We start from the raw sequence: 25,356 nt of genomic DNA, 5'->3' as shown, positions 1-25,356 counted from the left end.
AGGCCCCATTTGCGTGTTAATGAAGGGTAAACGCGGCGACGGCGATTTCTATTCGATAAAAAGTGCGGAGAGGCCTCGCCTGCTGTGCTATTCCGCAGTCGCTCAGCAGGAAAAGGGCAGCTCGATAACCGGAATAAGTGTGTTAATACGACCAAACGTTACCAGGTCAGGAGGAATACGGCGTATTGCTCTTATCAATTATTAGAATCCCTGCACAAATATGTTTATGGCATCAGGCCCCCTGTTTTATCCGCGCATTAACTTTTATGTAAACGATCTTTTGTACTTAATGTGAACCTGTTATCTATTAAAAACTTCCTGATTAATTGTCTTTTTAACGCATATATACCCATCTTTATAATAACTGCGTTTTTATTTTTAAAATAAATGGATTATCTTTAACTGTATTTATTTAATTAACCTGGGTTAGAATCATTTTCGCTCTTTTAATAGGGCGCTTTTAAATAAGTAAACCACTAACTTTGTATTCTAATTATATAACACATGGATTGTATGCTATGAAAAAATCATTGCTCGTGTTGTTGATCTCTGCCGCGTGTGGCAACGCCTGGGGGCAACCTTTATCCGTTGAAGAGCGGCTTGCTCAGTTGGAGAAAAAACTGGAAGAAAATGCGCGTGAACTCAGCCAAACCAAAGCGGAATTGAATAAATATAAACAAATGACCACGCCTGTTTCTATTACCGGGGTGGCTAATAATCAAGAAATAAATAAATCTGAAATCAATCGCAAAAATACAAATGGTTCGACAGCGGAAACGACACCGCAGACGCTAAAAGCGTTAAGCGATTTTGTAAAAGAGGATATGGGTTTCTCATTTACCGGCTATTTGCGCTCCGGGTGGGGAACGGGCAATCACGGTTCGCCAAAAGAGTATGCCATTGGTTCGCTGGGGCGTTTCGGTAATGAATACTCGTCGTGGTTCGATCTGCAATTTAAGCAGCGCGTCTATGCGCAAGATGGCAAATCTGCCCATGCGGTGGTCACGCTGGATGGTAACGTGGGTGAGCAGTACGGCACTGCATGGTTTGATAAAGATTCGGAAAACCTGCTGCAATTTTCTGACATCTATCTCACTACTACCGGGTTTCTTCCCTTTGCACCGGACGCCTCTCTGTGGATCGGTAAACATAACCTGCCCAAATACGAAATTCAGATGCTGGACTGGAAAAGCCACCTGACTGACAGCGGTGCCGGGGTGGGGATTGAGAACTGGCAGGTCGGTGCCGGGAAGCTCAGCATGGCGCTGGTTCGCCAGGATCTCAATGCCCATGCCGTTAACTACCCGGCAACCCAGGATGCGATGCAGGTGAATACCAACACCGTGGATATTCGCTATAAAGAGATCCCCGTGGCGAGCAACACGACGGCGGAACTTCTCGGCCGATATTCGCGGGCGAACAAATCCGACAGTTACCAAAACAGTGAAGATAACGGCAGCCACTTTAGCGTGAAAGATGCCTGGCTTGCGGGGGCGGTGCTGCGACACCGTTTTGATGCGGGCGGTTTTGAAGAGCTGACCGTCCAGGCGGCGGATAACTCATTGGCCAGCGGTTTTGCACTGATTTCCAATGCCAGTCCGGGGTATGGCAATGGCGACAACTACTATGGCAAACACACTTATGGCAAGGCATTGCGCGTGATCTCGCAGGGCGAGTTTTACCCCGCATCGTCTGTTGTACTGGCGCATGCGTTAGCCTGGTCGGCGGGCAATGATATCTACAGTTATGATACCGGGGCGCATACCGACTTCCAGAGCTATCGTGCGGTCGTGCGTCCAGCCTGGATCTGGAACAACGGCAACCAGACCGGCATGGAGCTGGCGTGGTTTAAGCAGACTAACCAGCAGCAGGGCAACGCGTACGCGGAGAAAGGCTATAAAGCCACGCTGTTCCATGCGCTAAAAGTCGACACCAGTCTGTTGCAGTCGCGGCCTGAACTGCGTTTCTACACGACCTATATTCGGGCACAGGATAATGAAATCAGCCAGTTCAGGTTTGCCGATCGGAAAAAAGACCAACTGACCATTGGCGCACAAGCGGAAGTCTGGTGGTAAGAGAGTGGGAAAATTGCGGCGCGCGTTGCGCCGCAAAACGCCGCGGCTACATTGCGAGATCCAGAAACGTGCCGAGGCGGTAACCACGCTCCGCAATGGCATATTTCAGTGACGAAGAGGTAAGGATCTCCAGCTCTGTCACGCGCGGATAACAGTAGCTGCTCTGGCGAATCGTATTATCGATAAACGCCGGGTGGCACATGATCTCCAGCGATGATTCACCGCGGTCCGCGGAGGCATCCAGCGCCTGTAAAAAAAGCGCTTGCGAAACCCCATCGCCGTAAAAACCGCTGCTGAAACCCTGCGTGCTACGCAGTGACGGCGGCACATCATCTGCCGGCAACAGCGCCTGATGGTCGATACGCAATGGCAGGCGCCGTTCTGCGGCAAACTGCGCCACGAGAGGAAAGAGTTGCGGGATCATATGCACGTGATGATGGCTATCGAGATGCGTCGGTTCGCGACCAAACAGGCCAACAAAACGCCGGTACTGGCTCGCCAGCTCCTGCGCAATCTCGTCGAGCGGCAACGTATCCTGTTCTGCCATTTGCCAGATCCATTTTCCCAGTTGCCCGTCGCGGGTCAGGCCCGGCATCGGCGTAAGGGGTTTACCCAGCGTCAGCACAAAGTGCAAACCCACGGCCAGTGCAGGCAATTCGCTGGACAGTTGTGCTGCATGTTCAACGGCTTCACCATTAACCAGCGCCGTTGTCGATGTGACGACACCGTGGAGAAAACTGTCGATAATGCCGTAGTTTTGCCCTTTGCTGAGGCCAAAATCATCGGCATTCACAATCAATAAGCGTTCCATAGCCACCTCTTAGCGTCGTTCATCCCTGAGCGTTTTAATGCAGTCGGCAAAGTTCGGCAGCCACTTCTCATGCGCCAGAATCAGTTCGCGCGCCAGCACTTCGGCATCGCTGTCGGAATGAATCAGCGGGCTGAGACTCAGCGCCAGCACCACATCGTTAAATTTGCCGCTCAGCGCCGCCTGACTGGCCGCCACTTCAAACCCTTTGATGGTATAGATAAGCCCCAGCACCTTTTCATCAAAATGGGTGATGCGCGGATGGGGCGTTGCACCATCGCGACCGAGCAGGCAGGTCATCTCAACTGCCCAGTCCGCCGGGATGTTATCCACCCGTCCGTGATGGGGAATGTTGACGTAGTGTTCGCTCTGTTTGTCGTTATAGATGGCGTTAATCACTTCACAAGCTGCGTCGGAGTAGTATGCGCCGCCGCGCTGTTCCAGCTCTTTCGGTTTCGTGTTCAGTTGTGGATCTTTATAGAGGTCAAACAACTGTTTTTCGACCTTTTGCACTACCTGCGCACGGGCGCCGCCTTTGTAATACTCGCCCATCTCAATGGCCAGCATCTCTTTTTGTTTGACATAGTAGAGCAGGTAGGAGCAAGGCAGCAGGTTCAGTGAGCGGATTAACCCTTCGCTAAATGGCATGTCGAAAATATTCTTCACCGTCGAGGCGCTTAATGCTCCGCTTGCCACGCCATCAAGTAATTCCGCAAAGCGCGAGACGCCATTCACCCGCACCTCTTTAATAAAGACCATATGATTCAGGCCAAACAGATCGATAGCGAGATCGTCGCTCTCCGTTAATTTCAGCACATCGCGGATAAACATCTTCATCCCGGTGGGGATATTGCAAACGCCAATAAACTTTTTAAAGCCGGTATGGCGGTAAACCGCTTCGGTCACCATGCCCGCCGGGTTGGTAAAGTTAATCACCCACGCATTCGGGCAGATAGCCTCGACATCTTTAATAATGTCGAAGATCACCGGAATGGTGCGTAATCCTTTAAACAGGCCGCCCGCGCCGTTGGTTTCCTGGCCCAGATACCCATGACTGAGCGGGATGCGTTCGTCCAGTTCACGCGCTTTCAACTGGCCCACTCGCAATTGTGTGGTGACAAAATCCGCCCCCTGCAGCGCTTCGCGACGGTTCAGCGTTTTGTACACTTTCAGCGGCACACCCGCTTTTTCAACCATGCGCTGGCAAAGATTGAAAATAATATCCAGCTTCTCTTTTCCCTCTTCAACGTCGACCAGCCATAATTCACTCACCGGCAGTTCGTGATAGCGTTTAATAAAACCTTCGAGAAGCTCCGGGGTATAGCTGCTGCCGCCGCCAATGGTAACGATTTTTAATTTCTGGCTCATAACTTCTCCCTTCAGTGTGCTCAGCCCGTTGCAGAAAGAAACGCGTTGCCGCCAGGCGTGGCTGGGCCGGTTGAAAATGCAGGAAATAAACGGGTTACTGAATTAACTCCGTTAAACTTTTGCGATAACCATTGGGCGTAAAAGACGTCATTTTTTTAAACGTCTTAATAAACAGGCTGGGGCTGCTATAACCGGATTCCCAGGCGATATCGGTAACCGAATAGTTGGTCATCTCCAGCTGTTTTTTGGCAAAATCGATGCGGATCTCATTGATAATCTGCATTGGCGTTTTGCCGTAATAACGCCGTACTGCACGGGTCAGATACTCTTGGGATTTTGCTGACAGGCGAACCATATTCTCCAGCGCATGATCGCCAAACTGCGTTTTATCGTGCATCGCTTCCACGGTGGATTTCAGCCATTGCGGAGTATCATCAATCACTTGTTCTTCACGGTAATGGCGTAAGCGGTTGATAATATGGAAAGTAATGGCTTCAACAAATTCATCCAGCCCGCTTTCACGGAAATTGAGGGAGGAGATAACCGTCTCGACATACGCCTGAAAAGCGCTGGTGGTGCGGTAAGCCTGCGAGGCGACGAAGCAAAACGGCAGCAGTGAAAGATAATGCTGCTCGAAGAACCGCTTACTGATACCTACGTTCAGAATGCGCGTCGCGCCGAATTCGTAGAAACTTTGATGATGCGATCCCAGCGGGATAAACACGAAATCGCCACGCTCCAGCAGCACGCGCTTACCGTTAATGACCTGGTAATAGCGGCCGGTTAACACAAGAGTAAACTCGTAGTAGTCGTGCTGATGCAACCCGCTGGCGCTTTCCGTTTTGTTGTAGATGAACACATGGAAATTTTTGCCATTAAACAACTGCTGTTCACGGACAGTGGTGATTTCCTGGGGGTTGAGCTGCGACTGCATCATTCGCTCCTCACTTATTCAGTATTTCATGGACATCGATCAACTCGGTAACCAGTTCACGCGCCAGCATGGCGTTCATCAGATGATCCTGCGCATGCACCAGCACCAGGCTTACGTTGATTCTTCCTTCGCCCTGATCGTCTTCAATCAGTTTAGTCTGCACCCGATGTGCCTCATTAAGCGCCATGCGCGACTGTTCCATCATGGTTCGCGCGGCGGCACAATCGCCCAGCTTGGCTTGTTTCAGCGCCGCATAGGCCAGGCTGCGTGCCTGACCGGCATTGATGATAAGGCCCATGATCACCTCTTCCAGCGCATCGGTTGCCAGCGGCGTCTCCATGGCATTGTCGATATCGAACATAGTGTCTCCTTGTAAGCTGTTCGGCAGGTGTATATGCCTGCCGGTGATGATCAGAATTTCAACGCGTTAGCGATATCTTCTTCGCTCTCTTCCTCTTCAATGGCGTGTTGCGCCTTGTTGGCGACCACCACGAAGGGGAGGTAGATCAGCGTGGCGATACCGAGGTTGAACAGCGCGAGTAACAAGGCGGCGATGCTGCCATTGGTATTAAAGAAAGCGCCGAGCCCGGTTGGCATGGTCCATGGCGCAATGTTGGTAATTGGCGGAATAATGCCCGCGTAGTAAGCCAGCAGGGTGATGGCCGCCAGCACCGGTTGCACCAGAATAAACGGGATAAACATGACCGGGTTCATGATGATCGGCAGACCAAACAGGATCGGTTCGTTAATCTGGAAGAGGCCGGATGGCAGCGCCAGTTTGGCGACCTGGCGATGATCCGCGCGGCGTGATGCGATGAAGATGGCAATAATCAGCCCAAGGGTTGCGCCGCTGCCGCCAAGGAAAATATAGGAATCCAGCATCGGTTTCGCCCAGACGTGGAAGGTTTTGCCGGCTTCCAGCGCTGCGGCCACAGATCCATATTGCTGGTATGTGGCAATGTTCTCCAGCGCCCATGGGGTCATAATGCCGCTATCCAGTGCGGTCAGTGCCAGCGAACCATGAATACCGAAGAACCACAGCAGCGGTACAAACAGCACGTAAACCCAGCCGACAATGCTGCCGAGTGAAGCCAGCGGCGTGGAAATGGTATCCATAATGATTTGATGGAAGTTGGTGCCCGCGTTCGCCAGCGCCCAGGCGATAATCCCCATAATCGACAGAATAATAAAACCGGGAATTAACGCCGAAAAGGAGCGGGAAACCGATGCAGGCACGCTATCCGGTAAGGTAATCACCCAGTTGCGGCGCACAATAAATGTGAACATTTCCGCCACGACCAGGCCAATAATAATCCCTGAGATAATATTGGCGCCGCCCAACCAGTTTGCCCCCACCGCATAGGCTTCACCCACGCTGTAGGGTGTCACGGTCATAAATGCGGCAATGGATAACAGTCCGGCGGCCAGCGCATCCACTTTGCGCTCTTCCGCCAGGGCCATACCAATAAAGAAGGGTGCCATTAATGACATGATGCCCAGTGTGCCGTTGTAGACATTACCGCCAATGCCTTTCAGGCCATTAAGCGTTTCAATGGTGGATGCATCAAGGCGAACGCCCAGCGAATAGAAAAACGAACCGTCGCCAAAACTCAGAAAAACGTTGTTGATCAGGACGAACATCGCCCCGGCAAGGGTTAATGGCATCAGCCGGATAAAGCCATTTTTAACGGCGTTAACGTGAGGTTGCTTTCCTATTTTGACCGCAAAAGGAAGAAGTATCTTTTCAAGTGAAGCAATGGCATTACTCATAGAAAAATACCCTTAATGACCGCACGAATATCGCGCGGTGAACATGAGGAAATAACGATGAAATGGCAAAAAATCAGTGGGCAGCGGCTTTTTTGATTGTCGCTACGGCCGCTTTTAACACCCCTAAGCCATCGACTTTGCCGTACAGCAGGGGATCAATCACTTCAACGGGTTTATCGGGTAACAGGCGCTGGATTTCGGGAAGCAGGTAGGCGATTTGCGGGCCTAATAAGACGACATCCGCCTGGGGACCTTTTTCCGCGGCCAGCGTTTCAGAAAATGCTTCAATAATGACCGGGACCGCATATTTTTCCGCCTGGGCCCGCATCTTGGAGACCAGCAGCGACGTCGACATGCCCGCAGAACAAAACAGATAAATATGTTTCTTTTCCATAAACTCGACCCTCAATGTGCGTTTACCTGGCGGCCAGAAGTGGGTTCTGACTGCTGGTTGCAGCGGAAAACTTTTTTCCCGGACTGAAACAAGTATACGGTAGCGCTTCCGGAGTCGGTATTTCCTCAGTTAACAAAATTGTCTCTGGTTGACCTGGTGCTATGCACCTCTTCACACTTTGGGCAAATGGGCGGGGGAAAACGTTATCAGGAGAGATGACGGAGGACCGCAGTCCTCCGTGGTCAGGCAGGTTTAGAACGAAGCGCGTTTATAGGCGCTGTAGGTGGCATTCCACCAGGTTTTATCCAGGCTTTGCTGCAATGCGTCTTCGCTCATGGCGGGCGCAACACCTTCTTGCTGTGCCACACGGGCTACCTCAAGCGCAATCGCACGAGAAACGCTTTCGATCATTTCCACTGGCGGCAATAATCCGCCTTTCTCGGTCGTTGCCAGCGGCGAATGCGCAGCAAGGGTTTTACTGGCCGTTACCAGCATCGCTTCTGTTACGCGCCTGGCTTTGCTTGCCAGTACGCCAAGGCCGAGGCCGGGGAAGATGTAAGCGTTATTACATTGGGCAATCTCGTAGTGTTCGTCCTGCCAGAATACCGGCGCGAACGGGCTGCCGGTGGCAATCAGCGCAGCGCCCTGCGTCCATTCGATCAGATCTTTGGGCTGCGCTTCCGCACGTGATGTGGGGTTGGACAGCGGCATAATAATCGGGCGCGGGCAGTGGCGATGCATCTCTTTGACGACCTCTTCGCTGAACAGTCCCGGCTGACCGGAGACGCCAATCAGCACGGTTGGGTGGGCGTTGCGCACCACTTCCAGCAGCGAGATATTGGACGACTCCACCTTCCAGTGGGCGATGCTCGCGCGTGAGGTGACCAGATTTTGCTGGAAATCCAGCAAATTAGGCATGTCATCCGTCAGCAAGCCAAAGCGATCAATCATGAAAATGTTGTTGCGTGCCTGTTCCGGCGTTGCGCCATCGGCAACCATCAGCGCCATGATTTTGTCGGCGATACCGCACCCGGCCGAGCCGCTACCGAGGAACACTACGCGCTGATCGCGTAAACGTGTCCCCGCCACCTGCGACGCTGCCATCAGCGTGCCGGAGGTGACCGCAGCGGTTCCCTGAATATCGTCGTTGAAGCAGCACAGCTCATTACGGTAGCGGTTGAGCAGTTTCGTCGCGTTCTTCTGCGCAAAATCTTCAAATTGCAGCAGCACGTCCGGCCAACGGGTCTTCACTGCCTCAATGAACATATCCATAAACTCAAGATATTCATCGTCGCTGATGCGGGGATGCCGCCAGCCCATGTACAGCGGATCTTCCAGGTGCTGGGTATTGTTAGTACCGACATCCAGCATAATAGGCAGCGTAGACGCCGGGTGAATCCCCCCGCAGGCGGTATACAGCGAGAGTTTGCCAATCGGAATGCCCATCCCGCCGACACCCTGATCGCCCAGGCCAAGGATACGTTCGCCATCGGTCACGACGATCACGCGGATGTCGTTACGGGAAAAGCTTTGCAGCATTTCATCAATATGATGGCGGTTTGGCCACGAGATAAATAACCCACGTGCACGGCGGTAAATTTCCGAGAAGTGTTCGCAGGCTTCACCCACTGTCGGGGTATAAATAATCGGTAATGTTTCCTGCATATGCGTGCGCAGCAGGTTATAAAATAAGGTCTCGTTAGTATCCTGAATATTGCGCAGATACACATGGCGAGAGATATCTTTTTTGAAATGGCAGAACTGTTTCCACGCGCGATCGGTTTGCTCTTCAATGCTTTCAACATTGTGAGGTAATAAACCGTGCAGGTTAAAGGCGAGGCGCTCTTCTTCAGTAAACGCCAGTCCTTTATTCAGTAACGGGTTTTCCAGTAACACTGCGCCATTATAAGGCGTATAAAGTGTTTCTTTGCGTGACATTATTGCTGCTCCTGACTAAATAATAACGACACCACTGTCGTTGTATCGGGGATATCAGATCTCAGTGTCATGAAATCAGATAGATCATGATTCCCTCAGTTAATACGCCGATCGCAGTGCCAATAAGAATGGAAGAGGATGCGGACTCGATATACGTTTCGCTGCGTAATGCAAACATGCCCGCAGCGATAGCGGATGGGGTGGCACCAATAATCACCACCTGCTGCATTAAGGTATGACTCAGGCCGAAAGCCAGTCCGGCGGCAGCCATCATGGCAGGCTGGATCAGGTTTTTAATGCTGATGTTGGTAAATGTTTGCAGGTTCAACGACGGGCGCTCACCGTAGAAGAGCAGACCGAGTGCGAACAGTGACAGACCACCGGCAATTTTACCGACCATCTCAATTGGCGCGCTGAGCAGGTGCGGCAATTGCACGCCAGCCAGACTGAGCAGCACCCCGGAGATAGGGATCCAGACGATAGGATTACGCACCGCACGCATCAGGTTCTGCAAAATCAATTTGCCAGGATGCAGCGCCTCGCTATCGGCATTTTTATCCCCCATGCGGATCAGAATAATGGTCAACGGGATCATAAATACGCTGGTGATTACGTTGCCGATCAGCACGCCTAAGAAGCCTTCCGGCCCAATCAGCACTGCCAGTACCGGTGCGCCGAAATACGCCATATCAGGAAAGGCGCAAACCAGAGACTGTATGGCGCTGGTTTTAATATCGTGGCGGAAAACATAGCGCGACAGGATCAACGTCAGTAAATAGGAACCCATCAGGCCAATAATCAGAACCGCCATAAACGAGAAGTTTTTGATCTTTTCCGGGTTGGTGTTTAACGCGCCGATAAACAGGTGAAAAGGGAGCGCAAATCGGATCACCACTGTGGCTAACACTGTGGCGTCTTCGCGACGCGTATAACCTAATTTCCCGCTCAGCCATCCCAACAGCATAATAAATACCAATGGGAATAAAGATTGTAAAAGTAATGAAGGCATAAGATATCCTGGGTTTTGTTTTAACTTGTTTTCAGGCGGCACTCTATCGGGAGCCTTTATCCCCGGAGGTGACTGGAATCACACTTCTCCTGTTTTAATTAGTTTCATAATGGCTACTTTAATTAAATGGATAATAAGGAAGGCTTAAGGGGTTATTTTTATTAGAAATATCTGAAATGAATATCCTGGCGGTTACTTTATTTACAAATAGCTGAGTTAAGTTATTTAAAATGGAATTACCACGGTATTCACAATTTTAACATTGGAAAACAGGCATGCTCTTTACAGTCAGCCGTCGTTGGTATTTATTCAATAATAACTTCCTGGTGGCAATATTTATTACTTTGGTTTTATTTTTTCAAGCATTTTATCCATTACGAATAACCCTGAGGTTATTCCTGGCCCACTGTTATTCATTAATAGCGAATCAGGTGAAAATAATGAAAGATAATCCTCTTAACCCCTCTGTAGAAACCGCCCCGGCAGGCGGGCAACTCGCCCGTTTGCAGGGGCTTGAAGTCGGCGCGGTACCACTGCTGCTGTTTGTGGGTATTGCTTCGATCGTTGCGGTATCGGCATCCGCCGGTTTACTGCCCAAAAATATGATTGGCGGCCTGGCGGTGATCATGACGCTGGGCTTCGCCTTCGCCAAAATCGGGCGCATGCTGCCCGTCCTGAAAGACATTGGCGGACCGGCAATTTTGTGCCTGATGGTACCGTCGGTACTGGTCTATTTTGGCATGTTCGAACCCCACACCATGGCGACGGTTCATCTGCTGATGAAAGAAGCCAACCTGCTCTATTTTGTCATTGCCTGTCTGGTGGTGGGCAGCATTCTGGGGATGAACCGGATTATCCTGATCCAGGGGATGATCCGTATGTTTGTGCCGCTGGTGGCTGGCACCGTGATGGCGGTGGTATCGGGGCTGCTGGTGGGCATGCTGTTTGGTTACACGCCGTATCACACCTTTTTCTTTATCATCGTGCCGATCATTGGCGGTGGCATTGGGGAAGGCATATTACCGCTGTCGCTGGCCTATTCGGCTATCCTCGGGCAAACACCGGATGTCTACGTCGCACAACTGGCACCCGCTGCGGTGGTGGGCAATATTTTCGCCATTATCTGCGCCGGGGTGTTGGCGCGTATTGGCGTGCGTCGTCCTTCGCTTACCGGTAACGGTATGCTGATCCGTAGCGATGACGATAACCGTATTTTTACCCAGACCCAGAGCGCGCAGCAGACGGATTTCCAGTTAATGGGCGGCGGGTTGTTGATGATTTGCGCCTTTTTTATCGTTGGCGGGTTATTTGAAAAACTGGTGCATATTCCGGGGCCGGTGCTGATGATCCTGATCGCCGTACTGTGCAAATATGCGCAGGTGATCCCGGCGTCCATGGAGCAGGGTGCGCACAGTTGCTATAAATTCGTGTCGGCTGCGCTGGTCTGGCCGCTGATGATTGGTCTGGGCATGCTGTATGTGCCGCTGGAAAGCGTTGTTGCGGTCTTTTCCGTCGGCTATGTGGTGGTGTGCGGTTCGGTGGTGATTGCCATGGCGCTCAGCGGCTATTTCATTGCTTCATGGCTGAATATGTACCCGGTGGAAGCGGCGATTGTCACCAGTTGCCACAGTGGCCTGGGCGGTACCGGCGATGTGGCTATCCTCTCGGCGTCAAACCGCATGTCGCTGATGCCGTTTGCGCAGATCGCCACCCGTATTGGCGGTGCATCGACGGTGATTGCGGCAACATTGTTACTGAGCTGGGTAGTGTAATGCCGACAACACTGCGCTGCTAAGCGGCGCAGTGTTTTGCAATCAAAAAGTTGTCCGCAAGCAGGTGCCCTAAAAGATCCATTAACGGAACAGCAAAAATAGCCAGACTGAGGCGGTAATAAACGCGATTAGCGTCGAGCCCACCCATGCGGCAAGAAAGAAACGGCCGATGCTGTTGCGGGCTTTCAGCGCGCGGTAGTAGGTCAGGCTGAACTCCACATACCAGATAAACATCACCACCGCGATCAGCATCTGCACCAGCAGATTGTTGCTAGCAAACGCGCTGAATACCGTCTGCGTCAGATAATTTACCAGGTTAGCCAGCAGCCACCAGCCGAACGTTGTGGGGTTGAGCACCTTGTTGAACACATCACACTCCTTTGTCATTTCACTCTGGTCGCCACTATACGCTGCCCGCGCCTGCTCGGGTATGCCTGCGCGATCACTCAGTGAGCAGCGCCCTCAGGCCATTACCACTGTGACATTCCTCTCTTGCTGTATGGCACGAGGGCGTCATTACCTGAAACAAGCCGCGTTGATAACGACATACTGTTGAGGCTGATAGAATGTGGGGTATCTGTCCGCTCAGGTAGCCCCCAAACTTATGGGGGCGCAAATTTTAAAAGATCCGTTTTCCTGTCTCATGCGCCTGGTGCAAACAGGCTTCCGGCGTGCCGAGATCCGGCATCATCAGCGTGGTATTGGTCATCACTGGCGCGCCGCAATAATCAAAGATACCGTGAGCGATCTGCGTCTTCCAGGATTGCGCATAGCCATGCTTTTCAAACGTCTTCAGATCGGCACCGCCCAGTGCTACAAGGTGCACCGGCAAATGCCCGAGTTTTTTCGCGACCTTGCCATCCGCACCTTCTTCATAGGCCCAGCCGTTCGTAAACACACGGTCGATCCAGCCTTTTAATAAACCAGGCATCGTCCACCAGTAAATCGGAAACACCAGCACCAGCGCGTCGGCATTGTCGATACGCGCCTGTTCGGCAAGGACATCAGCGGGCAGTGGCGCGGCGTGTGCAAAAGCGGCACTATCTTCCGCAGAAAAGATCGGGTTAAAACCTTCCCGTGTCAGATCGGCGATTTCAGCGCTGTTTTGCGCATTGGCCGCGGTGATCCCTTCGGCAACCGCCTGCGCTACGCTGTGGGTTAAAGAGTGAGTTAATGGATGAGAAACGACAATCAACGCATGCATATCAAACCTCCTCCGTTGCCAGATGGCGTACAGGAACGTAATCTTATATACCAAAGGTAACCTACCATTGGTAAGTTACCTTTGGTATATAAGACTGTCAAGGGGAGAGACCATGAGCGATACCCGTGTGCGTCAACGTCTGACGCGTGAAGATCGCTATACACAGCTGGTGGAAGTGGCCTGGCAAATTATTCGCGATGAAGGTACGGAGGCGTTAACGCTGGGGCATCTCGCAGAGTGTGCGGGTGTGACCAAACCGGTGGTATACGATCATTTCATCAGCCGTTCCGGGTTACTGGCGGCGCTGTACCGCGAATACGATCAGCGGCAGAACCAGAAAATGGATGAGGTCATCAGCCGTACTGACGCGACGCCGGAAAAGCTGGCGGCAGTGATTGCCACTGCCTACATCGACTGTGTGTTACTGCAAGGACGCGAAATGCCAAGCGTACTGGCTGCGCTGGCCGGAACGCCGGAGCTGGAAAAAATCCGCCGGGAGTATGCTGTCGACTTCATCGGCAAATGCCGAACGCTGTTTGCGCCATTTTGCACTCACCCGCTGCGTGATGCGGCATTGTGGGCCATGCTCGGTTCTGCCGAGGGGCTGGCGTGGGCGGTGGTTCAGGGGGCCATCACCGATGTTCAGGCCAAAGACGAATTGTGCGCGGTCATTATAGGAATGGTGCATACAGCGTGACGGGACAAAAAGCGCCATAACATAATGGCTGGCGCGTTGCTTGCATTAGTGAAGTATTGACTTCCCGGGAGTACGCGCATGATAGCCAATTCGTCGACCACCATCCGTTTCCTGTTAGCCTCGCGCCAGTGCGAGCTGAACAGCCTGCGTTATCTGCTGCAAAGCGGTGAACTGGTGGGCAAAATCAGCCAACTGGTGCATATGCTGCAACGCGAGCGGGGGACATCCAATATGTTCCTCTGCTCGGCGGACAGCCAGTTTGCCGATGAGTTGCTCCTGCGCGAGCGCGACGTGGCACAAGCGCAAGCGCCGCTGATGATGCAGCTCGACACACTGGAAAGCCAGATAGCCACGCTGCCGCAAGCCAGTCGTCTGTTCAGCCACGTGGCGAGCGTGGTCTATGCCCTCAGTTTACTGCCCACCCTGCGCCAGCAAATCCGCCAGCGCGCGCTGCGTTTACCGCAGGCGATGACCTTTTTTAACGACATCATCCGCAACCTGCTTTCGCTGGTGTTTGAGCTCTCCGATACCGCCGCAGAGCCCGCTATTTCCCGTGCGCTGATTGCCATGTTCAGCTTTATGCAGGGCAAGGAGTACGCCGGGCAGGAGCGGGCAACAGGGGCGGCGGCCTTTGCAGTTGGCACCTTCAGCGACGAGACCCAGCAAAAATGGCTCGATCTCATTGAACGCCAGGAGCGTTGTTTCGCCACCTTCGCCGATTTCGCCGATGACGAGCACCGTCTACGCTGGCAACAGATGACCACCGACAGCCAGTTTGAACGTTTACGACGCATTGCCTGTACCGGGCGTGAATTCATCGAAGCGGATAGCTGTCTGCGCTGGTTTGCGCTGGCCACGCAGCGCATTGATGCGATGAAAACGCTGGAAGATGCGCTGGCGCAAACCCTGATGGCCCATTGCCGGGCGCGCATCGCCGCTACTGAACAGGCCAACAGCGAACAGCGGGCGGATCTGGAAAGTCTGATGCCGCCGCAGGAAGGGGAAGAGAGCGGTTATTCGGTGTTTATTGATTCTCATGGTTGGCTGGAGAGCGGCGGCGTACGCCCGCAGCTCGGGCGCTCTTTGTTAACGCTGGTGCAGCAGCAGTCGCGACGCCTGCAAGCGCTGGATACCGAACTGGCGGCGCTGCGTGAAACGCTCAATGAACGCAAACAGATCGAACGCGCCAAAAGCATGCTGATGCAGCACCGGCAGATTAGCGAAGAAGAGGCCTATAAAACCCTGCGCCGGATGGCGATGAATCAGAACAAAAAGCTGATTGAGATCGCCAGCGCAATGCTGGCGGTAGCGGATGTTTTTCAACCTAATACTTAAGGGGTAGCTGCACGTGAAGGGTGCGAAATGTGCTCTGTGATAGTGCGAAAACGCGACGGAAAACCGCTTTCTGACGGCCCTGAAGCAGGTAAATGCGCCATTCGTTGACCCTGGCACAGCCCTTGCTTTAGTCATGTAGCAACAACACAACATAACGCATGCGCGGCCAACGGCGGTCGGGCGTGTGTTAACCGGACAACGGCGTCCATAAGCGTGCAGCTTTGCATCGGCTTATGGACGCCGTTTTTTTTTGCATCCCCACAACGGTGAGCAGCGCGAGGGTGGCAATGAGCGACAACAAAACAAAGGGGATGACGGTTTCCCGCCGTCAGTTTTTACTGGGTAGCGCAGCGCTGGGCGGCAGTCTGCTGCTGCCGTCCGTCGTCAACCGCGCGTGGGCCGCAGGTTCCGATGCGCCGGAGCTGAAAGAGATCCGCGTCGGGTTTATCCCGCTAACGGACTGCGCATCGGTGGTGATGGCGTCGATCAAAGGCTTCGACAAAAAATACGGTTTTACCCTGCTCCCCAGCAAAGAGGCCAACTGGGCCGCCGTGCGTGACAAAGTGGTATCGGGTGAACTGAACGCCTCGCATATGCTTTACGGTCAGCTTTATGGCCTGCAAATGGGGCTCTCTGGCCCGCAAACCGCCATGGCATCACTAATGACCCTCAACCAGAACGGGCAGGGGATCACGCTGGCGAATCAGCTGCACGATGCGGGTGTCAGCGATCTGGCCACCCTGCAAAAGCACATCGCTGCCAGCCCGGCAGGCACATATACCTTCGCCCAGACCTTTCCGACCGGTACGCACGCCATGTGGCTTAACTACTGGCTGGCGAGCGCGGGCATCCATCCGCTGAATGACATTCGCAGCGTGGTGGTGCCGCCGCCGCAAATGGTGATGAACATGAAGATTGGCAATATGGTCGGCTACTGCGTGGGTGAGCCCTGGAACCAGCGTGCCATCAGCGACAATCTCGGTTTTACCGCCGCCACGACGCAGGATATCTGGCCGGATCATCCGGAAAAAGTGCTCGGCACGCGCGCCGACTGGGTGGAGAAAAACCCCAACAGCGCCCGCGCGCTGACTGCCGCCATCCTTGACGCCTCCCGCTGGATAGACGCCTCTGAAGCCAACCGCCGGGAAACCGCCAGCGTGATTGCCGGGCGTGCGTATCTCAACACCAAAGAAGAGACCATTCTCGGGCGCATGCTAGGGCAGTACGAAAACGGCATCGGTAAACGCTGGACCGATCAGCACGCCATGCGTTTCTTCCACGATGGCGAGGTGAATTACCCGTGGTTGTCGGATGGGATGTGGTTCCTCACCCAGCATAAACGCTGGGGATTCCTCACCGAAGACCCGGATTACCTTGCCATCGCCCGCCAGGTTAACCGCATTGATATCTACAAACAGGCTGCTGCGGCGGTGGGCAATGTGTCGCTCCCGGGCAGCGACATGCGCAGCAGCGTATTGATGGATGGCGTTCGTTGGGATGGCAGCAATCCTGCCGCGTACGCCAATAGCTTTAGCGTGAAGAAGTGAGAGGTCGCAGATGAAAAATCAGGCGCAGATTATCCCCATTCCGTTGGACAACACACCGCCCGCGCGGACGCAGGCAGAGATCGTACCGTTACCGGCTAAACCGGTGGTACGCCGCCGCGTACCGTTGCTTCGTCCGCTGATGCAACGCGGGGTTCCGGCACTGCTGGGCATTGGCCTGCTGCTGTGCCTGTGGCAGGTTGCCGCGCTCAACAGTAAAGGGTTTCCCACCCCGTGGCGGACCTGGCAGGCGGCGTTGACCCTGTTCGCCGATCCATTTTATATCGCCGGGCCAAACGATCAGGGCATTGGCTGGAACGTGCTGGCCTCGTTGCAGCGCGTGGCGACCGGTTTTGGTCTCGCTGCACTGGTGGGCATTCCCGCCGGGTTCCTGATTGGCCGTTTTCGCTTTGTCGCCAATATGCTCAACCCGCTGATCTCTCTGCTGCGTCCGGTCAGCCCGCTGGCCTGGTTGCCGATTGGCCTGCTGCTGTTTCAGCGCGCCGAACCGGCGTCCAGCTGGACGATTTTCATCTGCTCCATCTGGCCGATGATCCTCAACACCGCGGAAGGCGTGCGGCAGATCCCGCAGGACTACCTGAATGTGGCGCGGGTGCTGCGGCTTTCGGAGTTCGCCATTATGCACAAAATCCTGCTGCCGGCGGCGTTGCCGGGCATCCTCACCGGCATGCGCCTGTCGATTGGCATCGCCTGGCTGGTGATCGTCGCCGCTGAAATGCTGACTGGCGGCATCGGCATCGGTTTTTGGATCTGGAACGAATGGAACAACCTGAACGTGGAAAACATCATTATCGCCATCGTGGTGATTGGGGTTGTCGGCCTGCTGCTGGAGCAGGGGCTGATGTGGATAGCCAGCCGTTTTAACTACACCCACCGCTAAGGAGACGATGATGCGTACAACGCCAATAATTCAGGTACAGCAGGTTAGCCAGCGTTTCACCACCCGCAGCGGTGAGTTCCTGGCGCTGGATAACGTGAGCTTTGACATTCACACCGGTGAAACCCTCAGCCTGATCGGTCACTCCGGCTGCGGTAAGTCCACGTTGTTGAATTTGATTGCCGGTCTGACGCTGCCCACCAGCGGCGGGCTGCTGTGCAATAACCGTGAAATCGACGGACCGGGGCCGGAGCGCGGGGTGGTGTTTCAGAACCACTCGCTGCTGCCGTGGCTGACCGCCTACGACAACGTCGCGCTGGCGGTTCGCCAGGTGTTTCGCGGCGAAATGCCCAAACAGGAGATGCATGAATGGATCATGCATAACCTCGAGCTGGTGCATATGTCCCACGCATGGAATAAACGCCCGCACGAAATCTCCGGCGGCATGAAACAGCGTGTCGGCATTGCCCGCGCACTGGCCATGAAACCCAGCGTGCTGCTGATGGATGAACCCTTTGGCGCACTGGACGCCTTAACCCGCGCTCACTTGCAGGATGCGGTGATGGAAATCCAGCAACGCCTGCACACCACCATTGTGTTGATCACCCATGATGTGGACGAAGCGGTGCTGCTGTCGGACCGCGTGTTGATGATGACCAACGGCCCGGCGGCGACCGTCGGCGAAATCATGGCGGTGGAACTGGAACGTCCGCGTTCCCGCGTGGCACTGGCCGACGACGCTCGTTACCAGCGATACCGCCAGCAGGTGTTGCAGTTCCTCTACGAGAAACAGCCGAAAGCGGCCTGACCTCTCTTCCCCTCTTTCGATGTAAGGATCCAGGTTATGAAAAAGCCGGTATTAGTGGTGATCGGCCACGGCATGGTTGGGCACTATTTCCTTGAACAACTGGTGGCGCGTGAACTGCATCAGCAGTACGAGATTGTGGTGTTTGGCGAAGAGCGCTTACCCGCTTATGACCGCGTGCATCTGTCGGAATATTTCGCCGGGCGCAGCGCCGCGTCACTGTCGCTGGTGAGTGAAGGTTTCTTTGCCGACAACGGCATAACCTTGTGCAGCGCCAGTAAAATTGTCGCTATCGACAGCCAGCAACGCTGCGTGCGTGACGAGCAAGGCGTTGAGACCCACTACGACAAACTGGTGCTCGCCACCGGCTCATATGCGTTTGTGCCGCCGATTAGCGGCAATACGCGCCCTGGCTGCCTGGTCTATCGCACACTGGACGATCTGGACGCCATTGCTGCCTGTGCGCAACAGGCCAAAAGCGGTGTGGTCATCGGCGGTGGGTTGCTGGGGCTGGAAGCGGCTAACGCGCTGCGTCAGTTGGGGCTGGAGACCCACGTCGTTGAGTTCGCCCCACGCCTGATGGCGGTACAACTGGATGAGTGTGGCGCGGCAATGTTGCAACGCAAAATTGACGCGCTGGGCGTGAAGGTGCATACCCGCAAAGAGACACGGGAGATCGTCGACGGCGAACAGGCGCGACACCGCCTCTGCTTTGCTGACGGCAGCGTGCTGGAAACGGATCTGCTGCTGTTTTCCGCCGGGATTCGCCCGCGCGATGAACTGGCGGAGAGCGCACAACTGCAAAAAGGGCCGCGCGGTGGCATTGTCATTAACGACTATTGCCAGACTTCCAACGAAGCGATTTACGCCATTGGCGAATGCGCATTGTGGAACGGGCAGATCTTTGGTCTGGTCGCACCGGGTTACCAGATGGCGCGTAGCCTGGCGGATCGGCTGGCGCAGCAGGATACGCCGTTTACCGGTGCGGATATGAGTACCAAACTGAAACTGCTCGGCGTGGAGGTGGCGTCGCTGGGGGATGCGCACGGCAAAACGGAGGGCGCTCAGAGTTATCAGTGGACCGACGGCCCGAACGAAATCTACAAAAAAATCGTTGTTTCCGCTGATGGCAAACGGCTGCTCGGCGCGGTGTTGATTGGCGACAGCGCTGATTACAGCATGCTGCTGCAAATGATGCTTAACGCCATGCCGCTCCCCGCTCAGCCGGAGACGCTCATTCTGCCGGCCCGTTCCGGCGATGCGCCAAAAGGACTCGGCGTGGCGGCGCTGTCGGCCAGCGCGCAAATCTGCTCCTGTCATAACGTCAGTAAAGGGGACATTGCCGCCGCTGTTGCCGGGGGGTGTACCGAACTGGGGGCGCTCAAGAACTGCACGAAAGCCGGTACCGGCTGCGGGGGATGCGTTCCGTTGCTGAAACAGGTGATGGAGCATGAACTGACGCAACGGGGCGTCGAAGTGAAAAAAGACGTTTGCGAGCATTTTGCCTGGTCGCGCCAGGCGTTATACCACCTGATCCGTCTGCATGACATTCGCAGCTTTGATGCGCTGATTGCGCGCTTCGGGCGCGGTAGCGGCTGTGAAGTGTGTAAACCGCTGGTGGGGTCGATGCTGGCGTCCTGCTGGAATGAGTACCTCTTAAAGCCGCAACATTTGCCGCTGCAGGACACCAATGACCGCTTTTTTGCCAATATCCAGAAAGATGGCACCTACTCCGTGGTGCCACGTATTCCTGCCGGGGAGATCACTCCGCAGGGGCTGATTGCCATCGGTCAGGTGGCACAGCGCTATAACCTTTACACCAAAATCACCGGCGGGCAGCGGGTGGATCTGTTTGGCGCGCGCCTTGAACAGTTACCCGCCATCTGGGAAGAACTGATCGCGGCCGGTTTTGAAACCGGGCATGCCTACGGTAAGTCTCTGCGCACGGTGAAATCCTGTGTGGGCTCCACCTGGTGCCGCTACGGTGTGCAGGACTCAACCGGCATGGCGATTGCGCTGGAAAACCGCTACAAGGGCCTGCGCGCACCGCACAAAATCAAAATGGCGGTCTCCGGCTGTACTCGCGAATGCGCCGAAGCGCAGGGCAAAGACATTGGCGTGATCGCCACTGACAAAGGCTGGAACCTGTATGTGTGCGGCAACGGCGGCATGAAACCGCGTCACGCCGATCTGTTCGCCAGCGATCTCGACAGTGAAACACTGATGAGCATCATCGACCGTCTGCTGATGTTCTACATCCGTACCGGCGATCGGCTCCAGCGTACCAGCACCTGGCTGGACAATATGGAAGGCGGCCTTGATTACCTCAAACAGGTGATTTTGCAGGACAGCCTCGGCATTGGCGCAGAGCTGGAGAGCGAGATGCAGCAGGTGGTGGACAGCTACCAGTGCGAATGGAAAACCACGCTGGATAACCCGCAAAACCGCCTGCTGTTCCGTGGATTTATTAATAGTGACCACCCTGACGAAGCGGTGGTCATGGTGCCGGAACGCGGGCAAATTCGTCCTGCCACGGCGGAAGAAAAACCGGCCCAGCGCACCGCGAAGCCGTGTGAGGATGAGTGGCTCCACGTTGGCGCTGTGGCTGATGTTCCGGCTAATGCAGGCGTGGCGGCGCGCCTTGGTCAGCAGCAAATCGCGCTGTTTCATTTGCCGGGCAGTGAGCCGCACATTTTCGCCCTGGAGAACCATGAACCCGGCAGCAATGCCAATGTGCTGTCGCGCGGTCTGCTGGGTGACGTTGCGGGCGAGCCGGTGGTGATTTCGCCGCTCTACAAAAAACGTTTTCGCTTAGCCGATGGCGTCAGTCCGGATGATGCGGCTCTGCGCGTGTGCGTGTGGCCGGTAAAAGTGGAGCACGGGCAAATCTGGGTGCGCCGCATGCCTGTCGATCAGGCTCTCTTCCCGGCGATTGCCGAAGCGTCATAAACCGCGTCAGGGGGCGAAAATGGAGCAGATAAAAAGCGTATGCCCTTATTGTGGGGTAGGGTGCGGGCTGGTCATGAACGTGGAAAACCAGCGCATTATCAGCGTCACGGGGGATAAAACGCACCCGACCAACGCCGGTCGGCTGTGTACTAAAGGCCAGAGCTGCGCTGCCGCCCTGACCGCGGCTGGCAGGCTGGAACAGGCGTGGTTGCGTACCGATCGCCAGCAACAACCGGTTCAGGTCCGGGTGCACGACGCTATCCGTGAAACGGCCCGGCGGCTACGGGATATTATTGATAATTACGGCCCGGATGCGGTGGCGTTATACGTTTCCGGGCAGATGTCCCTTGAAGCGCAATATCTGGCGAACAAACTGGCGAAAGGGTTTATCGGCACCAACAATATCGAGTCTAACTCCCGGTTGTGCATGGCCAGCGCCTCGACGGGGTACAAGCTGTCGCTGGGAGCGGACGGGCCGCCAGGTTCCTATGATGACTTCGATCGCGCGGATCTGTTTTTGGTGATCGGTGCCAATATGGCCGACTGCCACCCGATCCTCTTTTTGCGCATGATGGAGCGGGTAAATGCCGGGGCCAAACTGATTGTCGTCGATCCCCGGCGCACCGCAACGGCGGAAAAAGCCTCGCTGTTTTTACAAATTAACCCAGGAACGGACCTGGCACTCCTTAACGGGTTGCTGGCGCTGCTGGTACAAAACGGTCACACCGATCCGGCGTTTATCGCGCGTTTTACCGACGGCTGGCAGGCGATGCCGGACTTCCTGCTGGATTATCCGCCGCAGTGGGTGGCGGAACGCACTGGTCTGGCAGAAGCCGATATTCGCCAGGCGGCGGAGTGGATTGGCCAGGCAGGCGAGTGGATGAGCTGCTGGACGATGGGGCTGAACCAGAGCACGCACGGTACCTGGAGCACCAACGCCATTTGCAATCTGCACCTGGCGACCGGGGCGATTTGCCGCCCCGGCAGCGGGCCTTTTTCCCTCACCGGGCAACCGAACGCCATGGGCGGCCGCGAGATGGGATATATGGGCGCGGGGTTGCCGGGGCAACGCTCGGTACTGGTAGAAAAAGATCGCGCCTTTATTGAACGGCTATGGCAGCGCCCGCCGGGAACGCTGCGCCTGGATTGCGGTGACGGCACGGTGGCGCTGTTTGATGAGATGTGCGCCGGGCATATCAAAGCTTGCTGGATCATCTGCACGAACCCGGTGGCCAGTGTGCCGAACCGGCAAAAGGTAATTGCCGGGCTACAGCAGGCGGAACTGGTGATCGCCCAGGATGCCTTTCTTGATACCGAAACCAACCGCTACGCCGATATCCTGCTACCCGGCGCGCTGTGGGCGGAAGCCGAAGGGGTGATGGTTAACTCCGAACGCACCATGACGCTGATGCAACAGGCGGTGGCCCCGCCGGGTGAGGCGCTTGCCGACTGGCAAATCATCGCGCAGGTGGCGTGCGAAATGGGGTATGCCGACGGTTTTACCTATGCCAGTGCCAGCGATGTGTTTGATGAACTCCGCCAGGCGTGGAACCCGGATACCGGCTATGACCTGCGCGGTGCCAGCTATCAGCGGTTGCGTGAGACGCCGCTGCAATGGCCTTGTTCACCGGAGGACAACGATGCCCGCCATCCCATTCGTTACCGGCAGTCAACGCTGCGCTTTGCCACTGCCAGCGGTAAAGCACACTTTTTTGCCCGCCCGGATCTGCCGCCTGCGGAAATGCCGGACGAGGAATTCCCGCTGGTACTGAATACCGGGCGCGTCCAGCACCAGTGGCACACGCTGACCAAGACCGGCAAGATCCCACTACTTAATAAGCTCAATCCGGGACCGTTTATCGAAATCCACCCGCAGGATGCCGACAGGCTGGGGATCTACACAGGGGATCATGTGGATGTGCGCTCCCGGCGCGGCTCCGCCACCTTGCCTGCGGTCGTGACCGGGCGCGTACTGGCCGGTCACTGTTTTGCCCCGTTCCACTGGAACGATCTGTTCGGTGACAACCTGGCGATTAACGCAGTGACCAGCGATGCGGTCGATCCGTTGTCGCGACAACCTGAGCTGAAGTTCTGCGCCATTTCGTTGGTGCGCAGCAGCCAGCAGCCAGTGATAACGCCTACGAACAATACGCCCACCGCAGACGAAGAGGGCATGGCGGATGTGCTGATGCTGTGGGCCTCTACCACCGGCAATGCTGAATCCTTTGCACACACCTGCGCTGACCGATTCCGGCGTAGCGGGATGACGGTCAGACTCTGCGCGATGAACAACGTTGCTGTCGCGGATCTCGCCGCGGTGCCGCGAGTGTTGTTGATTGCCAGCACCTTCGGCGATGGCGATCCGCCGGATAACGGCACAGCGCTGTGGGCGGCATTGCAGGATGAGGCTGCACCGCAACTCTCTACCACGGCGTTTTCGGTGCTGGCGTTCGGGGATGCCAGCTACGATCGGTTTTGCGGTTTTGGCCGCCAGCTCGACGCTCGCCTGGCGGCATTAGGCGCGCAGCGGCTCACCGCGCGCGTGGACTGTGAAGCGGGCAGCGTGGCTGCGCATCAGTGGCTCAACACCCTGCTGCAATTACTGTGCGGTGCGACCGCGGTTGTGCTCAGCGCCCCTTGCGATGATCGGCAACCCGGTTATAGCCGCCATGCGCCGTTACCTGCACCGTTGGTGCTTAACCAGCGTCTGAGCGGCGCCGGGGCAGAAAAAGAGATCCGCCAGTTTGCCTTTGATTTGCAGGGCAGCGGCATGCACTACCAGGCCGGAGATGCGTTGGGCGTCTGGCCGTGCAACAGCGCACAGAGCGTGGCGCACATCATCGACGCGCTGGGGCTGGCAGGGCATACGCCGGTGCAGGTGGCGGAACAGGGAGAAATGCCGCTTTCTGAAGCGCTGACCCGCCATGTTGACATTACGCGGATTACGCCGGAGGTGCTGGAGTTTGTCGGCAAACGGGCAGCGAATGCCACGCTTAATGGGCTGCTCAGCAGCGCAGGTAAAGACGATTTACAACAGTGGTTATGGGGGCGGCAGATTATCGACCTGTTACAGATGTTCCCGGTTCGCGCGACGGCTGCGGAGTGGGTGTCGGTATTGCGGCGCTTGCAGCCCCGTTTTTACTCCATCTCCTCCAGCCCGACCGTCTCGCCGCAGCAGGTGCAACTGACCGTTTCCACGGTACGTTATGGTGAGGGGAAACAGCGCGGCGGGGTCTGCTCTACGTTCCTTGCGGATCGTGCCACCCACGCCGAGATCTTTATTCATGCGTCGCCGCATTTTCGCCTGCCCGCCGACCCTAACGCGGCGATCATTATGGTTGGAGCAGGCACCGGTATTGCGCCGTTTCGCAGCTTTTTACAGGAGCGACAGGCGACCGCCGCCAGGGGGCGCAACTGGCTGTTCTTTGGTGAACAGCATGCGGCGACGGATTTTTACTACCGTGATGAGCTGGAGGCCTGGCAGCGAGAGGGGGTATTGCACCGTTTTACCACGGCTTTTTCCCGCGATCAGGCGCAGAAAGTATATGTGCAGCATCGCATGCTGGAGCAGGGCGAAACCCTGTGGCGCTGGCTCTCTGAAGGCGCGTATTTCTATGTCTGCGGTGATGCAAACCACATGGCGAAAGATGTGGATGCCGCACTCAGACTGGTGGTTCAGCGCTGGGGTGCGATGCGTGCCGACGAGGCCAGCGACTGGGTAGCGAAGCAGATAGAGGAGAAGCGCTACCAGCGCGATGTCTATTAACCGTTGTACACAGTGATACAAAGCGGCGGCTGCGGATTTTCAATTGATGACATCTTGCGTGATAAAGGGAGAGGGGGGCGCAAACGCATC

General features: G+C 55.5%; 19 protein-coding genes. 9 read left to right on the top strand and 10 right to left on the bottom strand.

Features of this window, described 5'->3' with window-relative positions; all coding sequences use genetic code 11:
- Positions 1 to 518 precede the first annotated feature (518 nt).
- Positions 519 to 2,075: a carbohydrate porin gene (locus GA0061071_RS14505; protein WP_088237821.1), complete on the top strand. Its 1,557-nt coding sequence runs from the start codon at positions 519 to 521 to the stop codon at positions 2,073 to 2,075.
- 46 nt (positions 2,076 to 2,121) lie between these two features.
- On the opposite strand, the gene chbG is transcribed toward GA0061071_RS14505, so the two are convergent.
- The 8 genes from chbG to GA0061071_RS14465 form a co-directional block, all read right to left on the bottom strand.
- Entirely contained in the window at positions 2,122 to 2,886 is a 765-nt protein-coding gene (gene chbG / locus GA0061071_RS14500) for a chitin disaccharide deacetylase (protein ID WP_088237822.1), read from the bottom strand.
- Positions 2,887 to 2,895: 9 nt separating this feature from the next.
- The gene (locus tag GA0061071_RS14495; RefSeq protein WP_088237823.1) at positions 2,896 to 4,251 is read right to left on the bottom strand and encodes a 6-phospho-beta-glucosidase; all 1,356 of its coding nucleotides are present in this window, start codon (positions 4,249 to 4,251) and stop codon (positions 2,896 to 2,898) included.
- Between the two features lie 94 nt (positions 4,252 to 4,345).
- Positions 4,346 to 5,188: a transcriptional regulator ChbR gene (gene chbR, locus GA0061071_RS14490; RefSeq protein WP_088237824.1), complete on the bottom strand. Its 843-nt coding sequence runs from the start codon at positions 5,186 to 5,188 to the stop codon at positions 4,346 to 4,348.
- 7 nt (positions 5,189 to 5,195) lie between these two features.
- The gene (gene chbA / locus GA0061071_RS14485) at positions 5,196 to 5,546 is read right to left on the bottom strand and encodes a PTS N,N'-diacetylchitobiose transporter subunit IIA (protein ID WP_061493398.1); all 351 of its coding nucleotides are present in this window, start codon (positions 5,544 to 5,546) and stop codon (positions 5,196 to 5,198) included.
- A gap of 50 nt (positions 5,547 to 5,596) precedes the next feature.
- Positions 5,597 to 6,955: a PTS N,N'-diacetylchitobiose transporter subunit IIC gene (chbC, locus tag GA0061071_RS14480; protein ID WP_088237825.1), complete on the bottom strand. Its 1,359-nt coding sequence runs from the start codon at positions 6,953 to 6,955 to the stop codon at positions 5,597 to 5,599.
- 73 nt (positions 6,956 to 7,028) lie between these two features.
- Positions 7,029 to 7,349: a PTS sugar transporter subunit IIB gene (locus GA0061071_RS14475; protein WP_061493400.1), complete on the bottom strand. Its 321-nt coding sequence runs from the start codon at positions 7,347 to 7,349 to the stop codon at positions 7,029 to 7,031.
- Between the two features lie 252 nt (positions 7,350 to 7,601).
- A complete protein-coding gene (locus GA0061071_RS14470) occupies positions 7,602 to 9,287 on the bottom strand; it encodes an NAD-dependent malic enzyme (RefSeq protein WP_088237826.1) in 1,686 nt (561 codons plus the stop codon).
- Between the two features lie 67 nt (positions 9,288 to 9,354).
- Positions 9,355 to 10,296 (bottom strand): AEC family transporter, encoded by a 942-nt coding sequence (locus GA0061071_RS14465; RefSeq protein ID WP_061493402.1) that lies wholly within the window; start codon positions 10,294 to 10,296, stop codon positions 9,355 to 9,357.
- 440 nt (positions 10,297 to 10,736) lie between these two features.
- On the opposite strand from GA0061071_RS14465, the gene GA0061071_RS14460 reads away from it, so the two are divergent.
- On the top strand, positions 10,737 to 12,068 hold the full coding sequence (locus tag GA0061071_RS14460) for a 2-hydroxycarboxylate transporter family protein (protein ID WP_061493403.1): 1,332 nt from the start codon (positions 10,737 to 10,739) through the stop codon (positions 12,066 to 12,068).
- An 81-nt stretch (positions 12,069 to 12,149) separates the two neighbouring features.
- Here GA0061071_RS14460 and GA0061071_RS14455 read toward each other — a convergent pair whose 3' ends face one another.
- The gene (locus tag GA0061071_RS14455) at positions 12,150 to 12,437 is read right to left on the bottom strand and encodes a hypothetical protein (protein ID WP_061493404.1); all 288 of its coding nucleotides are present in this window, start codon (positions 12,435 to 12,437) and stop codon (positions 12,150 to 12,152) included.
- Positions 12,438 to 12,687: 250 nt separating this feature from the next.
- Positions 12,688 to 13,272: an NAD(P)H-dependent oxidoreductase gene (locus GA0061071_RS14450; RefSeq protein WP_061493405.1), complete on the bottom strand. Its 585-nt coding sequence runs from the start codon at positions 13,270 to 13,272 to the stop codon at positions 12,688 to 12,690.
- 112 nt (positions 13,273 to 13,384) lie between these two features.
- On the opposite strand from GA0061071_RS14450, the gene GA0061071_RS14445 reads away from it, so the two are divergent.
- The 7 genes from GA0061071_RS14445 to GA0061071_RS14415 all read left to right on the top strand — a co-directional run bounded on the left by GA0061071_RS14445 (position 13,385) and on the right by GA0061071_RS14415 (position 25,266).
- Positions 13,385 to 13,969, top strand: a complete 585-nt coding sequence (locus GA0061071_RS14445; RefSeq protein ID WP_061493406.1) for a TetR/AcrR family transcriptional regulator — start codon at positions 13,385 to 13,387, stop codon at positions 13,967 to 13,969.
- Positions 13,970 to 14,047: 78 nt separating this feature from the next.
- Positions 14,048 to 15,304 carry a nitrate regulatory protein gene (locus GA0061071_RS14440; protein WP_088237827.1) on the top strand — a complete coding sequence of 419 codons (1,257 nt, stop codon included), beginning with the start codon at positions 14,048 to 14,050 and terminating at the stop codon, positions 15,302 to 15,304.
- Between the two features lie 287 nt (positions 15,305 to 15,591).
- Positions 15,592 to 16,851, top strand: coding sequence for a CmpA/NrtA family ABC transporter substrate-binding protein (locus GA0061071_RS14435; protein ID WP_061493408.1), 1,260 nt, complete (start codon positions 15,592 to 15,594; stop codon positions 16,849 to 16,851).
- A gap of 10 nt (positions 16,852 to 16,861) precedes the next feature.
- The gene (ntrB, locus tag GA0061071_RS14430; protein WP_088237828.1) at positions 16,862 to 17,749 is read left to right on the top strand and encodes a nitrate ABC transporter permease; all 888 of its coding nucleotides are present in this window, start codon (positions 16,862 to 16,864) and stop codon (positions 17,747 to 17,749) included.
- A 10-nt stretch (positions 17,750 to 17,759) separates the two neighbouring features.
- Positions 17,760 to 18,554, top strand: coding sequence for an ABC transporter ATP-binding protein (locus tag GA0061071_RS14425; protein WP_061493410.1), 795 nt, complete (start codon positions 17,760 to 17,762; stop codon positions 18,552 to 18,554).
- Positions 18,555 to 18,590: 36 nt separating this feature from the next.
- On the top strand, positions 18,591 to 21,500 hold the full coding sequence (nirB, locus tag GA0061071_RS14420; protein WP_088237829.1) for a nitrite reductase large subunit NirB: 2,910 nt from the start codon (positions 18,591 to 18,593) through the stop codon (positions 21,498 to 21,500).
- Between the two features lie 19 nt (positions 21,501 to 21,519).
- Positions 21,520 to 25,266 carry a bifunctional nitrate reductase/sulfite reductase flavoprotein subunit alpha gene (locus GA0061071_RS14415; protein WP_088237830.1) on the top strand — a complete coding sequence of 1,249 codons (3,747 nt, stop codon included), beginning with the start codon at positions 21,520 to 21,522 and terminating at the stop codon, positions 25,264 to 25,266.
- Positions 25,267 to 25,356: the final 90 nt, after the last annotated feature.

The organism is Kosakonia oryzendophytica (assembly GCF_900094925.1).
GTDB classification, from domain to species: Bacteria; Pseudomonadota; Gammaproteobacteria; order Enterobacterales; family Enterobacteriaceae; genus Kosakonia; species Kosakonia oryzendophytica.
The sequence above is the reverse complement of the archived record's forward strand: the minus strand, read 5'-3'. Positions and strand labels throughout refer to the sequence as shown.

What these genes read in the sequence shown, in the direction of transcription:
- GA0061071_RS14505 (WP_088237821.1), top strand. Translation starts at nt 519, where the DNA reads ATGAAAAAATCATTGCTCGTGTTGTTGATCTCTGCCGCGTGTGGCAAC.
- chbG (WP_088237822.1), bottom strand. Translation starts at nt 2,886, where the DNA reads ATGGAACGCTTATTGATTGTGAATGCCGATGATTTTGGCCTCAGCAAA.
- GA0061071_RS14495 (WP_088237823.1), bottom strand. Translation starts at nt 4,251, where the DNA reads ATGAGCCAGAAATTAAAAATCGTTACCATTGGCGGCGGCAGCAGCTAT.
- chbR (WP_088237824.1), bottom strand. Translation starts at nt 5,188, where the DNA reads ATGATGCAGTCGCAGCTCAACCCCCAGGAAATCACCACTGTCCGTGAA.
- chbA (WP_061493398.1), bottom strand. Translation starts at nt 5,546, where the DNA reads ATGTTCGATATCGACAATGCCATGGAGACGCCGCTGGCAACCGATGCG.
- chbC (WP_088237825.1), bottom strand. Translation starts at nt 6,955, where the DNA reads ATGAGTAATGCCATTGCTTCACTTGAAAAGATACTTCTTCCTTTTGCG.
- GA0061071_RS14475 (WP_061493400.1), bottom strand. Translation starts at nt 7,349, where the DNA reads ATGGAAAAGAAACATATTTATCTGTTTTGTTCTGCGGGCATGTCGACG.
- GA0061071_RS14470 (WP_088237826.1), bottom strand. Translation starts at nt 9,287, where the DNA reads ATGTCACGCAAAGAAACACTTTATACGCCTTATAATGGCGCAGTGTTA.
- GA0061071_RS14465 (WP_061493402.1), bottom strand. Translation starts at nt 10,296, where the DNA reads ATGCCTTCATTACTTTTACAATCTTTATTCCCATTGGTATTTATTATG.
- GA0061071_RS14460 (WP_061493403.1), top strand. Translation starts at nt 10,737, where the DNA reads ATGAAAGATAATCCTCTTAACCCCTCTGTAGAAACCGCCCCGGCAGGC.
- GA0061071_RS14450 (WP_061493405.1), bottom strand. Translation starts at nt 13,272, where the DNA reads ATGCATGCGTTGATTGTCGTTTCTCATCCATTAACTCACTCTTTAACC.
- GA0061071_RS14445 (WP_061493406.1), top strand. Translation starts at nt 13,385, where the DNA reads ATGAGCGATACCCGTGTGCGTCAACGTCTGACGCGTGAAGATCGCTAT.
- GA0061071_RS14440 (WP_088237827.1), top strand. Translation starts at nt 14,048, where the DNA reads ATGATAGCCAATTCGTCGACCACCATCCGTTTCCTGTTAGCCTCGCGC.
- GA0061071_RS14435 (WP_061493408.1), top strand. Translation starts at nt 15,592, where the DNA reads ATGAGCGACAACAAAACAAAGGGGATGACGGTTTCCCGCCGTCAGTTT.
- ntrB (WP_088237828.1), top strand. Translation starts at nt 16,862, where the DNA reads ATGAAAAATCAGGCGCAGATTATCCCCATTCCGTTGGACAACACACCG.
- GA0061071_RS14425 (WP_061493410.1), top strand. Translation starts at nt 17,760, where the DNA reads ATGCGTACAACGCCAATAATTCAGGTACAGCAGGTTAGCCAGCGTTTC.
- nirB (WP_088237829.1), top strand. Translation starts at nt 18,591, where the DNA reads ATGAAAAAGCCGGTATTAGTGGTGATCGGCCACGGCATGGTTGGGCAC.
- GA0061071_RS14415 (WP_088237830.1), top strand. Translation starts at nt 21,520, where the DNA reads ATGGAGCAGATAAAAAGCGTATGCCCTTATTGTGGGGTAGGGTGCGGG.